We start from the raw sequence: 13,056 nt of genomic DNA, 5'->3' as shown, positions 1-13,056 counted from the left end.
GTCAGATCATCGCGACGGCCATGACGGCCATGCCAAGGCTCATCGCGCTCTCCACCGCGAGCCCCGCGGTGCGCAGGTTCGGCCGGTGGTCGGCGCGGCCGAAGTCGATCGCGCGGGCGAGCCGGCCGGTGCCGGCCACCAGGAACAGCAGCGCGAGGACCCCGGCGACGATCGCGACGTGCGGCGGGGCGCTCCCGCTCATCGTCATCCCGTCGCCCATCGCCATCCCGGCGTGCTCCCCGCCGTGCTCGGGTGCGGACATCACCATGCCCGACATCGCCGACGGCATCATGAAGACCATCCACGCCATGCCCGCCATCATCAGCGCGTGGTGCGCGTGCGAGGTGCTGCCGTGGTCTCTGTGCGCACCCCCGCGGAGGACCAGCGCGCCCGCGAACCACGCCGCCGCGGCCGCGAACAGGACGGTCTGGGGGATCCGCGCGAACGTCATCGCGGCGGGCCAGGCCATGGCGACCATGCCCGCGCACATCAGCACGTGCAGCGCGTCGGAAACCCGCGTGGCCGCGGTGCCGTGCCGCACACAGCGATAGGCGCAGAACACGCCCGTCGCGGCGAACACCGCGGTGAGGATCCAGCGGAGCCCGATCTCGGCGATCACCGCGCCACCTCGCGCCCGCGCAGGCCCAGCACGACGTCCAGGACGAGGAAGGCGAGCAGGGACGCGCCGAGCACCGGCAGGAAATAGGCGATCGCGGCCGCGGCGACGAGCACGGGGGCCAGTACCCGGCCCGGCACCCGGCGCCACGCTCCGCGTGACGGCGGCCTGCCGAACCGGGCCCCTCCCCTCGTCGGGCGGCGGAGCCACCACATCCGGTATCCCCACAGCACCAGGCAGATCAGGACGGCGGCGAGCACGATGAGCGCGAGCTGGTTCGCCAGCCCGAACAGCAGGCCCATGTGCGCGTCGATGCCCCAGCGGCTGAGCTTCGCGGCGAGCGGGTAGTCGGCGAAGCGCAGCGTGTCGGTGACCCGCCCGGTGGCGGGGTCGACCGCCATCGAGTCCTGCTTCGTCGGCCAGCCGCGCTGGATCTGTTGCACCACATAGGCTTTCCCCGCCTTGGCAGACAGGCGGATCTCGACCGGGTCCGACAGCCCGGCCCGCGCGGTGGCGTCCCGCACCGCCTGCACCCCCACGTCGGCACCGCCTGCCGGGGGCGCGGTCGCCGACACCGACGGCGTCGTCCAGTCCAAACCGGACCGGAGAGCGCTGATCGTCGAACCCGCGTGCAGCGACCAGGTCAGCCCGGTCGCGGACAGGAAGAGCAGGCCGGCGGCGGCCCACAGCCCGGCCGCGCCGTGCCACGACCGCAGGCGCCCGCGCCCCGCCGGGCCGCCCGCCGGGAGCAGCAGGTCCCGCGCCTTGCGCTCGCGCCGCCGCTTGCCAAGCCACAGCGCCAACCCGGCCAGCACGACCACCCAGAGCCAGCTCGCGGCCAGTTCGCTGTAGAGACGGCCGAAGTCACCGAGGTGCAGGCTGCGGTGCAGGGTGTCGATCCAGCCGCGGACCGGCAGCGCCTGGCCGGAGCCGTAGGTTTCGAGCGAGCCGCGGATGTCGCCGGTGTGCGGGTCGACGAACACCGTGTGGTGGTAGCTCGGTTCGAGACCGGGCCGGTCGAAGATGACCTGCGTGGTGTCGGTCGCGGTCGGCGCCGGGCGCATGCCGGTCACGGTGCCGTCGGGAACCACCGCCCGCGCCAGCTCGGCCTGCCGGTCCAGCGACAGCGACCCGGCCGCCGCCGGCACGTGCAGTTCGTGATCGTAGATCGCCTGTTCGAGCTGCGGGGTGTAGACGTACGCGATCCCGGTGAGCGCCGCGATGATCAGGAACGGCCCGACGAACACCCCCGCGTAGAAGTGCAGGCGCAGCAGCAACGGCCGTACCGCGGCCCAGCCCGGCATTCTCTCCGTGACGGATTCTTCCCGCTCGCTGATCGACATCGTGCTCCTCCGCGTGCCCAGTCCTCCTAAGAGTCGGTTCGTGCTCGCGGAAGGTTCCCGGGGTGTCGGCGGTCACCGCACGCGGCGGCCGTCGTCGAGCACCACCGTCCGATCGGTCACGGCATCCAGCGCGGCTCGGTCGTGCCCGATCATCAGCAGCGCGGTCCCCTGCTCCGCCGCCGATTCGGCCACCAGCCCGAGAACCCCGGCGGTGGTCACCGGGTCGAGTGCCGAAGTCACCTCGTCGCAGACCAGCAGCCGGGGCCGCGCGAGCAGCGCACGCGCGAGCGCGCACCGCTGAAGTTGCCCACCCGACAACGAATCCGGCCTGCGCCCGGCGACGGCCTCGACACCGAGTGCGCGCACGACCTCCAGTGCTTCCGCCCGCGCCGCGGCTTCGCCAAGCCCGCGCAGCCGTCGCGCCGTCTCCGCGATCTGCGCCAGCACGGGGCGGAACTCGTCGAACGAGGCCAGGGTGTCCTGGTGGACGTACTGGATCGCGCGCAACTGCGCGGTCGAACGACGCCGGACGCGCGGCGGCAGGGCGACCCCGTCCAGCTCGACGGTCCCCGAGGACGGCACCGCGAGCCCGGCCAGCGCGCGGGCCAGCGTGGTCTTCCCCGCACCGGACGCGCCCAAGAGCGCGGTCCTGCTCCCAACCGGAAGGTCGAGGTCGACGCCTTCGATCAGGGTCGCGCGCCCGGCGCGCACGGTGAGCCCGCGCACGACCACCATCGGGTCCGGCGGCCGGGTGTTCGTGGTGGAAACCCGCGGGACGCCGGCGAGTGCGCGCGTCACCGGATGCGCCGGTCCGGTGAGCACGGCGTGCGTCTCCCCCGCCTCCACCAACCGTCCTTCGTGGAGTACCGCGACTTCGTCGGCCACCGCGCGAACGAGCGCGAAGTCGTGCGTCAGCACCAAAAGCGCGACGCCTGCACCCGCCAGCACGCGGAGCCGTTCGGCCAGCGCGGCTCGGGCCTCGTCGTGGAGACCGGTCGTGGGCTCGTCCAGCACCAGCAGGCGCGGCCGCGTCACCAGCGTGGTCGCCAGCGCCATCCGCTGCTGCTGGCCACCGGAGAGCTGGTGCGGGAACCGCCGCCAGAGCACGGGATCGAGCCCGGCGGACGCCAGCGCGGCATGCCCCGCGGCCACGCGGGCGGCCCGGCCCCGGACACGCAGCGCGGCCAGCTCGGCGAGCACGGATCCGCAACGGCGCACCGGGTCCAGCACGGCGGCCGGCTGCTGCGGCAGGTGCCCGACGACACCGGCCCTCGCCAGCCTGCGTTCCGATGTGGACGATCCGAGCAGTTCCGCGCCGCCGAGCCGCACCGACCCGCTCAGCCGGACGCCGGGCCGGGACTGCCCGAGCGCGGCCAGCCCGAGCGTGGTCTTGCCCGCGCCGGAGCCACCGATCACGGCGACCACCCGGCCAGGGCGAAGGCTCAGCGTGATCCCGTCGAGCAGCACCGCCGCACCCGCGCGGGCGGACACGTCCGTCAGCTCGAGCGCGGTCACGACCGCACCCGGCGTCGTGCCAGCACCTGGTCGGCGACGAGGTTCGTCCCGGCGCACAACGCCATCAGCAGCCCGGCGGGCACCAGCACGATCGACGGCTGGGAGTACAGGGCCCCGGTGTTGCGCTCGATGACCACGGCCCAGTCGGTGGCGTCCGAGGGCAGGCCCAGCCCCAGGAAGTTCGCGGAGGCGAGCAGGTACAGCACCAGTCCCAGCCGGGTGCCCGCGTCCGTCACCACCGGCCCCGCGATGTGCCGCGCCACGTATCCGAGCTGGACGCGCCACCAGGTTTGCCCTTGCAGGTACAGCGCCTCCACCGCGACCCGGCACCCCGGCGCCAGCGCGGCGGCCCGCACCAGGCGCGTCACCGCGGGCAGCTGGACGACGGCGACCGCGAGCACCAGCACGAGCGGGCCGCGGTGACCGGTCGCCGCGAGCACCATGAGCACCAGCAGCGACGGGAACGCCAGCACCAGGTCGAGTGTGCGCATGACGGCTTCGTCCGCGAGCCCGCGCCGCGCCGCGGCGAACAGGCCCAGCGGCACTCCCGCCAGGTATGCCAGCACCAGCGCGGCCACGGTCAGCCCGAGTACGGGGAACCCGCCCGACAGGATCACCGCGAGCCCGTCCCTGCCGAGCACGTCGGTGCCCAGCGGGTGCCCCGGTCCCGGCGGCAGCAGCGGCGCCGCGACCGACCCGGTCTCCCCCGCGACGAGCGGCCCACCGACCGCGATGAGGAGCGGGACGACGAGAAGTACCCAACCGAGGGTCACCACGCGACCCGCTCCCGTCCCGGGGTCAGCCGGTGCGCGACCAGGTCGGCGGCCAGGTTCCCGAGCACGACCACCCCCGCGAACACCAGCACGTACCCCTGCACCTGCGGGATGTCGCGGTTCTGCACCGCTTCGACGAACCCGGTGCCGAGGCCGGTCACGGCGAACAGCGACTCGACGATCACCGCGCCGGTCAGCAGGCCCTCCACCGCGCGCGCGAGCTGCTGGACCGCGGGTGCCACGGCGCCGGGCAGCACGTGCCGCAGCACCACCGTCCGCTCCCGCAGGCCGAGCAGCCGCAGGTGCTCCGCCACCTCGCCGCCGGTCTGCTCGGCGACGCCGATCCGGACCTGCCGCGCCAGGTCGCACAGCTGCCGCGCCACCAGCACGGTGACGGGCAGTACCAGCACTTCGGGCCTGCTGAGGAGATCGGGACCGCGCATCCCGGCGGCGGTCGCGGGCAGCAGTCCCGTGTGGACGGCGAACAACGCGAGCAGCACCAGGCCCAGCACGAACTCCGGCACCGCGTGCAGGACCACCGTGACCGCCGTCAGCACGCGGTCGGCGCGAGATCCTTCCCGCAGCCCGCTGACGAGACCGGTGAGCAGTGCCAACGGCACCAGGAGCACCACCGTGAGCCCGGCCAGCAGCGCGGTCGCGGCCAGTCGCCTGCCCAGTTCGTCCGCGACCGGTGCCCCGGTGACCAATGACCGCCCGAGATCTCCGGAGCACAGACCGGCCAGCCAGTGCCCGAAGCGGTCCGGCAAGGGCTGGTCCAGACCGAGCTGGTGCCGGGCTATCGCGATCTGCTCGGGAGTGGCCTGGTCGTTCAGCACCACCGAGGCCGCGTCGCCGGGCAGCAGCGCCGTCAACCCGAACGACGCGACCAGCACGACCGCCGCCTGCACCACCGCGAACCCGAGGCGGCGAACCGGGTAGCCGCGCACGTCAGGACAGCCGCACGCGGTCGAACCGTGCCCAGTCGAAGGTGTTCGGCGGGGCGGTGACCAGCCCGGACACCCGCTTCGACGCCGCGATCGTCCAGGTGCTGAACCCCCAGGCGAGCAGGCCGCCCCGGTCGTGCACGATCCGCTGCGCCTGGCCGAGCAGCCCCAGCCGCGCGGTCTCGTCCCCGGTCGCGGCCGCGCGGTCCATCAGCGCGTCGAACTCGGCGGAGGCGAACCCGGTGACGTTGTTGGACCCGCCGGTGCGGAAGCGCTGGTTCAGGAACGTCGCGACCGGCAGCGTCGCGGTGCGCGTGAGCGCGGCCACGCCCTTCGTCCTGGTCTCGGTGAAGTACGTGCTCGCGGCGCGGGTGTTCGGCGTCGCGGTGAGCCCGATTTCCTTGAGCTGCTGGGAGATCAGCGTCGCCGCGGTCGCGAAGCACGGGTCGACGTCGCTGGTCTCCACGGCGAACGCCAGCCCTTCGGCGCCTGCTTCGCGCACCAGCGCCCGTGCCCGGTCGACGTCCCGCGCCCGCTGCGGGATGTCCGCGGCGTACCCGCGCAACCCCTTGCCGAACAGGTCGTTGCCGAGCTCGCCCCGGCCGGCGAGGGCGACCTTGTTCAGCGCTTCTCTGTCCACTCCGGACAGCACGGCCGAGACCAGCCGCGGATCGGTGAACGGAGGCTGCGACAGGCGCAGTGCCATCCCCTGCATGGTGGTGAGCCCGGCCTCCAGCAGCCAGACCTCGCTTTCGCTTGCCAGCCTCGCCGCGGTGCCGGCCGCCAGGTCGTGCGCGTAGTCGACCTGCCCGGACAGCAGCGCGTTCACCCGTGCCGTCTCGTTGTCGACGGGCACGAACTCCAGTTCCGCCAGCTCCGGCGCGCCCTCCCAGTACGAGTCCCACTTCCGGAACAGCGCGGGGCCGCCGGGGGTGAACGAGACGAACCGGAACGGGCCGGAGCCGACGGGCGCGGTGAACGAAGTGGTCCCCGCGGGCACGATCTCGGTGCCGGGAGCGCCCAGGCCTGCCGGGAACTCGAAGTCCGGCGCGGTCAGCACCAGCACCAGCTCGGTGGGCGAAACCGCTTTGCTGGCCCCGAAATCCACCTTCGCGAAGTACTGCCGCGACGACGACGCGAGTGCCGGATCCGCGACGCGGCGCAGGCTGTACAGGACGTCGTCGGCGGTGACCTGCCTGCCGTCGTGGAAGGATGCCTGCCGCAACCGGATCCGCCAGCGCGAGCCCGTGGCGTCGCTTTCCCAGGACTCGGCCAGCCGGGGGCGCAACGAGGTGTCGGCGGCATAGGCGACGAGCGTGTCGAACAGGGCCTTGGACCGAGCCTGGTCCACGAACAACGAGACCAGTGCCGGGTCGAGGGTCTCCTTCGACCCGCCCGCCGCGAACGCGACGCGCAACCGGTTCGGGGCACCGGATCCGGCACCGCCGCACGCGGCAAGGGGTGCGAGCGCCGCGGCGCCGAGCGCGCCCGCGAGCAGCCGTCTGCGGGTGAATCCTGTACGCGCCATGCGAACCTCCGGGACATCGAGCACTGTCCCGGCGCACCGCTGGACGCGGAAACGGGACCCCGCTCCGCGCTCCACGACAGTTGGGGTGATCGGGCTCCCGGCGGGCATTCCGGCTCACGGCCACCACGGCCGTTCACGGTTGCGGGTCAGCGCCGGGCTTGCACCGGCTTCCCCCGTCGAGCGCCTTCTTCGGTTGTCCGGCCAGGTGATCCCGGCCGCGGCACACGGTAACCCATCGGCGGCTTCGCGCCCGCGCCGTGTGCTAGACAGGACGAAGATCGACACCGGCGAGAGGACGCGTGGACCAGGACCTGGCGGCACGGTGGGTGGCTCGGTGGGACACCCAGCAGGAGCGCTACATCGCCGACCGGGAGGAGCGCTTCCGCGTCCTGTTCGACGTCGTCGGCCACGTCACCGCGGACACCGCCGAACCGCTCGTGCTCGACCTCGGCTGCGGGCCGGGGTCGACGGCGACCAGGCTGAGCGCGCGGCTGCCGCACGCACGGATCGTCGGCGTCGACAACGATCCGTTCCTGCTCGCACTCGCGCGGGCCGCCCGTCCCGAGCAGGCCAAGATCGACTACGTCCAGCTCGACCTCGGCGAGGACGGCTGGCACGCACCGGCGGCCCGCGGCCGCGAAGTCGACGCCGCGGTCTCCACGACCGCGCTGCACTGGCTCCCGCCGGACCGGCTCGCCCGCGTCTACCGGGAGCTGGCCGAGGTGCTGCGTCCCGGCGGCGTCCTGGTCAACGGCGACCACTTCTACGACGAGCAGCCGGGGATCCGCGCGCTGACCGCCTCGGTCAAGGAGCGCAGGGCCACCCGCGCCGGGGTGGACGGAAACGAGGACTGGAAGAGCTGGTGGGCGGCCGCCGCCGGGGACCCCGGGCTCCGCGCGGCCTTCAGCGACGCCGAACTCCGCGGCACCTCGACCGGCTACGGCAACCGGCTCAGCCCGCAGGCCCACCTGAAGATGCTGCTGGAGGCCGGTTTCCGCGAGGCCGGCATGGTCTGGCAGTACGGCGACGACTACGTGCTCGCCGCACTGCGGTGACCGGTAGGCTCCCGTGTGGACGTTCGGCGACGAGAGGTGACCACGGGTGACAGGGGGCAGCGTCGAGGACAATCAGGCCCCGCCCGGCACGCAGGCGATCGGCCGGGCGCTGAGCGTGCTCAAGCTGCTCGCCGACGCCGACGGCGAACTCCCCGCCGCCCGCATCGCCGCCTCGCTCGGCCTGTCCTCGGGTACCGCGAACCGCGTGGTGCGCGCGCTGCAGGCGGGTGGGCTGGTCACCCACAACCCGCGCACGGACAGCTTCTACCTCGGCACCGGCACGATCCTGCTCGGGCAGGCCGCGCAGCGCGGGTTCGGCCTCGACCGCGCGCTGCCGGTGCTGGAACAGCTCGGCGCCGAAACCGAGGAATCGGTGAACCTGACCGTCCGGGACGGCACCGAGTCCGTCGTCATGCTGCGGGTGCAGTCCACCCTGCCGCTGCGCTTCGAACAGCACACCGGCGCGCGCTTCCCGTTGTACGCCACGGCATCCGGCAAGGCGATCCTCGCGTACTCACCGGATGCCGAGCACTACGTGGCGTCCCTTCCCGACGAGCTGCCGCCGCTGACCGAGCGCACCCTGTCCACGCCGAAGCAGCTCGCCGACCAGCTCGCCCAGGTGCGGCGCCGCGGGTACAGCCTCGATGAGGAGGAGAACGTCGCGGGCGTGCGCTGCGTCGGCGCCCCGGTGCTCGATTCGGACCAGCGGGCGCAGGCGGCGCTGGTGCTCCAGGTGCCGACCGTCCGGATGCCGCCCGCGCGGGTTCGCGAACTGGGCGGGCTCGTGATCACCGCGGCGAAGGAGATCGCCCAGTTCGTGCCGATCGACCGGTTCATGTCCCGCTGACGCCGAGCGCCCGCGCCACCAGGGTGGCCAGGTGCACCGGCTCGACGCCGGTGAGCTGCCTGATCTGCGTCCGGCAGCTGAACCCGTCGGCGTGGATCGCGGTGCCGGGCGCCGCCGCGCGCACGGCGGGCAGCAGCTCGTGTTCGGCGCAGGCGACCGACACGTCGTAATGGCCGCGTTCGAAGCCGAAGTTGCCCGCCAGCCCGCAGCACCCGCCGTCGAGGACGTCGACCTCGGTGGACACCTTGCCCAGCACCGCGCGATCGGCGTCGTAGCCGAGATCGGCGTGCTGGTGGCAGTGCACCTGGCTGAGCACCGGTTCCGGCCGTGCCAGATCGGCGAGTTCCGCCGCGCCGTCGACGAGTTCGGCGAAGGTGCGGGTGAGCGCGGCCAGTTTCGCGACCCGCGGGTCGTCCGGCAGCAGTTCGGCCGCGTCCCGCCGCAGCATCGCGGTGCAGCTCGGTTCCAGCCCGATCACCGGGATCCCGCGGTCGAGCCACGGTTCCAGCACGTCGAGAGTGTTCTTCAGCTGACGCCGCGCCGGCGCGAGCTGACCCGTGCTGTACCACGTCAGTCCACAGCAGACCGGGCGCTCCGGCAGGTGCACCTCGTACCCGAGCGCTTCGAGCACCGCCACCGCGTCCTTGCCCGCGCCCGGGTCGAAGTGGTTCGTGAAGGTGTCCGGCCACAGCACCACCGGCTCGCCGCCGGGACGGCCGGTGGTCCGGCGCCCCCACCACCGGCGCAACGTGCTCGGCGCCAGCGCGGGGACAGAGCGCTCCGCCGCCACGCCACCGACCCGTTTCAGCAGCGGCGCGAGCCGGGATCGGGTGACGGCGTTGACCAGCCGGGGCATGCGGGCGCCCCAGCGCAGCCACCGCGGCAGCGCGCCCATCCCGTAGTGCGACATCGGGCGCGGGCGGTTTTCGTAGTGCCTGCTGAGGAATTCGACCTTGTAGCTGGCCATGTCCACGCCGACCGGGCAGTCGGTCTTGCACGCCTTGCAGCCGAGGCACAGGTCGAGCGCCTCCTTGACCTCGGGCGCTCGCCACCCGTCCTTGACGACGTCGCCCGCGAGCATCTCGAACAGCAGCCTCGCCCGGCCACGCGTCGAGTTCCGCTCCTCGCCGGTGGCCCGGTAGCTCGGGCACATCATCCCGCCCGAGGCTGTCACGCACTTCCCGACACCGACGCACCGGCGCGACGCGGCCGCGAGATCTCCGTCGTCGGCGTGCAAGGCGAGTTTCGCCCGCGTCGGCAGCACCGGCGGTGCGACGAGCACGCGCAGATCGGCGTCCATCGGCGCGGGATCGACGATCCGGTTCGGGTTCATCAGGCCCGCCGGGTCGAAGGCGGCCTTGAACGCGCCGAACGCGCTCATGATCCGCGGCGGGAACATCTTCGGGAGCAGTTCGGCCCGCGCCTGGCCGTCACCGTGCTCACCGGACAGCGACCCGCCGTAGGCGACGACCAGATCCGCCGCCTCGGTCAGGAAATCCCGGTACCGGCGGCGCGCATCCGGTGCGGTGAACGGGAAATCGATCCGCACGTGCAGGCAGCCGTCGCCGAAGTGGCCGTACACCATGCCCTGCCTGCCGTGCGCGCCCATCAGTTTTTCGAACGCCCGCAGGTACTCGCCGAGCCGCTCGGGCGGCACCGCCGCGTCCTCCCAGCCCGACCACGCCTCGGATCCATCGGCGAGACGGGTCGCGAGCCCGGCGCCTTCTTCGCGGATCCGCCACAACGCGCGCTGCCGCGCCGGTTCCGTCACGACCGCGGTGCTCGCACCCGCCTTCGCCCCGGCAGCGGCAACGAGCCGCGCGCGCTCCGCCGCTTCCGCGGGCGAGTCGCCGCCGGTTTCGAGGTACAGCCAGGCCCCGCCCTCGGGCAGATCGGTGCCGGTGGCGGAACCGGGCCTGCGGGCGCGCAGCGCGTCGACGAGCCTGCCGTCGATGCCCTCCATCGTCAGGACCGGCAGGCCGAGGAGCGCGGGCACGGCATCGGCGGCCGTCACGTTGTCCGGAAACCCGAGCACCGCGAGCGCGCGGACGGCAGGCGCGCGGGAAAGTTCGACGGTCGCGTCGAGGATCGTCGCGCAGGTGCCCTCCGAACCGACCAGCGCCCGCGCGACGTCGAACCCGTTCTCCGGCAGCAGCGCGTCGAGGTTGTACCCGGAGACCCGCCTTGGCAGCGCGGGAAAAGAGCGCCGGATCTCGTCCGCTTCCCGGTCGACGAGCGCGCCGAGATCCCGGTACAGCGCGCCGATCCGGTCACCGCGCGCCTTCAACCGGGCCAGTTCCTCCGGTGTGGTCCTGCCGACGTCGAGCACGGTCCCGTCGTGCAGCGCGATCCGCATCGAGCGGACGTTGTCCACCGTCTTGCCCCAGGCCACCGAATGCGACCCGCACGCGTTGTTGCCGATCATCCCGCCGAGCGTGCACCGGCTGTGCGTCGACGGGTCGGGGCCGAAGGTGAGCCCGTGGCCGGATGTCCGCTCCCGCAACGCGTCGAGCACGATCCCCGGCCGCACCCTTGCCAGCCCGCGTTCCCCGTCGATCTCCAGCACTTCGTTGAGGTGCTTGGTGAAGTCGAGTACCACCGCCACGTTCGCGGCCTGCCCGCCGATGCTCGTGCCCGCCCCGCGCGGCAGCACCGGGACGCCGCGTTCCGCGCACACCGCCAGCGCGGCCAGCACGTCCTCCTCGGTACGCGGGGTGACGACCGCGAGCGGCACGTGCCGGTAGTTGGACGCGTCGGTGGAGAACATCGCGCGGGTGGCCGTGCTGAAGTCGACGCGTCCGCCGATCGCGGCGGTCAACGCGCGCTCGAGTTCGTGGGTTTCGCTGGCTGTGGTGCCCAATTCCGGCTCCCGTCTGGTCTGAAAATCCGGCCGGGCGAAAAACCCGGGCTTTACGGCAGCGGCTCCCTCACCTACCGTTCCTGCCACATAGTGGTAGTCACTCCCACATAGTGTCAACGATTGGAGCCGTCGATGGTGCCGGAGATCCATCCCAACGAGAGCGTCTTCACCTGGGCCGCCCCGCCGCTGAAGTTCGGGCCGGGTGCGCTCGACGAGATCGGCGGGGAGGTGGCCGCAACGGGTGCGGCCACGGTTCTCGTCCTCACCGACCCCGGCGTGCGGGACACCGGGATCCCCGACCGGGTCCGCGAGACCCTGCTCGCCGCCGGGCTGAAGGCGGAGATCTACGACGGCGTCGCGGTGGAACCCACCGACGAGAGCATCACCGAAGCCGTCGAGTTCGCCCGCCAGCGGGAGTGGGACGCCTTCGTCGCGATCGGCGGCGGGTCCGCAATGGACACCGCGAAGGCGGTCAACCTGCTCACCACCCACCCCGGCGAGCTGCTGGACTTCGTGACCCCGCCGATCGGCGGCGGCAAGGCGCCGTGGCTGCCGGTCAAACCGCTGATCGCGGTGCCGACGACGGCGGGCACCGGCTCGGAGTCCACCACGATCTGCGTGATCGACTTCCTCGGCCTGCACCTCAAGGCCGGGGTCAGCCACCCGAAGCTGCGGCCGTCACTGGCGGTCGTCGACCCGAGGACCCTGCTGACGCTGCCCCCGCAGGTGACCGCGGCCAGCGGCATGGACGTGCTGTCCCACGCGCTGGAGAGCTACACCGCGATCCGCTACGACGCCAAGGCCGCGCCGGAGGACCCGATGCGCAGGCCCGCGTTCTGCGGCTCGAACCCGATCAGCGACGTGTGGTGCGAAATGGCGCTCAAGCTCGTCGGCGAGAACCTGCGCGCCGCTGTCTGCAATGGACACGACCTCGCCGCGCGCACCCAGATGGCGCTGGCGTCGACCTACGCGGGCACGGGGTTCGGCAACGCGGGCACGCACCTGCCGCACGCCAACGCCTATCCGGTCGCGGGCGCGGTCAAGCAGTACCGGGCCGACGGCTACCCCGAGATGCCGATGGTGCCGCACGGCCAGGCGGTCTCGGCCACCGCGGCCGCGGTGTTCCGCTGGACCTACCCCGCCGACCCCGCGCGGCACCTGCGCGCCGCGGAACTGCTGTCCGGCCGCACCTTCACCAGGACCGACGGAGCCGAAGCGCTGGCGAACGTGCTGACCGAACTGATGACCGATATCGGCATGCCGTCGGGGCTGCGCAGCTTCGGGTACACAAAGGACGACGTGCCCGAGCTCGTCGACGGCACCCTGAAGCAGACGCGGCAGCTCGCGGTGGTCCCCCGCCCGCTCGACCGGCCCGCGGCCGAGCAGATCTTCCTGCAGTCCCTGTGACCGACACCTTGGAGGAACACGGGTATGACAGGCACAGCGAAGAACACCGAGCGGGCCGATCGTCGTGAGCTCCGCACCGTCGTGGCGTCCAGCGTCATCGGGACCACGGTTGAGTGGTACGACAACTTTCACGCACCCACTCTGACCAGCTATTTAGGTGTGTTCTAG

General features: G+C 72.8%; 10 protein-coding genes and 1 riboswitch. Of the genes, 3 read left to right on the top strand and 7 right to left on the bottom strand.

Annotation, left to right across the window (positions count from 1 at the left end; all coding sequences use genetic code 11):
* Position 1: 1 nt before the first annotated feature.
* From ABD256_RS28445 to ABD256_RS28420, 6 genes are all read right to left on the bottom strand, one after another.
* Positions 2–619 (bottom strand): DUF5134 domain-containing protein, encoded by a 618-nt coding sequence (locus ABD256_RS28445; RefSeq protein WP_344425532.1) that lies wholly within the window; start codon positions 617–619, stop codon positions 2–4.
* The gene (locus ABD256_RS28440; RefSeq protein WP_344425529.1) at positions 616–1,959 is read right to left on the bottom strand and encodes a PepSY-associated TM helix domain-containing protein; all 1,344 of its coding nucleotides are present in this window, start codon (positions 1,957–1,959) and stop codon (positions 616–618) included. The genes ABD256_RS28445 and ABD256_RS28440 overlap by 4 nt, the downstream gene beginning before the upstream one ends.
* Positions 1,960–2,031: 72 nt before the next feature.
* Complete coding sequence (locus ABD256_RS28435; protein WP_344425526.1) at positions 2,032–3,474, bottom strand: ABC transporter ATP-binding protein; 1,443 nt, start codon at positions 3,472–3,474, stop codon at positions 2,032–2,034.
* Positions 3,471–4,250, bottom strand: a complete 780-nt coding sequence (locus ABD256_RS28430) for an ABC transporter permease (RefSeq protein WP_344425523.1) — start codon at positions 4,248–4,250, stop codon at positions 3,471–3,473. Before ABD256_RS28430 ends, ABD256_RS28435 begins: the two co-directional genes overlap by 4 nt.
* On the bottom strand, positions 4,244–5,194 hold the full coding sequence (locus ABD256_RS28425; RefSeq protein WP_344425520.1) for an ABC transporter permease: 951 nt from the start codon (positions 5,192–5,194) through the stop codon (positions 4,244–4,246). Before ABD256_RS28425 ends, ABD256_RS28430 begins: the two co-directional genes overlap by 7 nt.
* A 1-nt stretch (position 5,195) precedes the next feature.
* Positions 5,196–6,719, bottom strand: a complete 1,524-nt coding sequence (locus tag ABD256_RS28420; protein ID WP_344425517.1) for an ABC transporter substrate-binding protein — start codon at positions 6,717–6,719, stop codon at positions 5,196–5,198.
* A 102-nt stretch (positions 6,720–6,821) separates the two neighbouring features.
* Positions 6,822–6,893: riboswitch (cobalamin riboswitch) on the bottom strand.
* A gap of 125 nt (positions 6,894–7,018) precedes the next feature.
* On the opposite strand from ABD256_RS28420, the gene ABD256_RS28415 reads away from it, so the two are divergent.
* A complete protein-coding gene (locus ABD256_RS28415) occupies positions 7,019–7,774 on the top strand; it encodes a class I SAM-dependent methyltransferase (protein ID WP_344425514.1) in 756 nt (251 codons plus the stop codon).
* Between the two features lie 46 nt (positions 7,775–7,820).
* Positions 7,821–8,621 (top strand): IclR family transcriptional regulator, encoded by an 801-nt coding sequence (locus ABD256_RS28410; protein ID WP_344425511.1) that lies wholly within the window; start codon positions 7,821–7,823, stop codon positions 8,619–8,621.
* Here the strand turns inward: ABD256_RS28410 and ABD256_RS28405 are convergent.
* Positions 8,608–11,481: an FAD-binding and (Fe-S)-binding domain-containing protein gene (locus ABD256_RS28405; RefSeq protein ID WP_425546534.1), complete on the bottom strand. Its 2,874-nt coding sequence runs from the start codon at positions 11,479–11,481 to the stop codon at positions 8,608–8,610. The genes ABD256_RS28410 and ABD256_RS28405 overlap by 14 nt on opposite strands.
* Positions 11,482–11,613: 132 nt before the next feature.
* On the opposite strand from ABD256_RS28405, the gene ABD256_RS28400 reads away from it, so the two are divergent.
* The gene (locus tag ABD256_RS28400; protein ID WP_344425508.1) at positions 11,614–12,888 is read left to right on the top strand and encodes a hydroxyacid-oxoacid transhydrogenase; all 1,275 of its coding nucleotides are present in this window, start codon (positions 11,614–11,616) and stop codon (positions 12,886–12,888) included.
* Positions 12,889–13,056: the final 168 nt, after the last annotated feature.

This window comes from Amycolatopsis minnesotensis (assembly GCF_039529815.1).
Classification (GTDB): domain Bacteria; phylum Actinomycetota; class Actinomycetes; order Mycobacteriales; family Pseudonocardiaceae; genus Amycolatopsis; species Amycolatopsis minnesotensis.
This window is presented reverse-complemented; position numbering and strand designations above follow the sequence as displayed.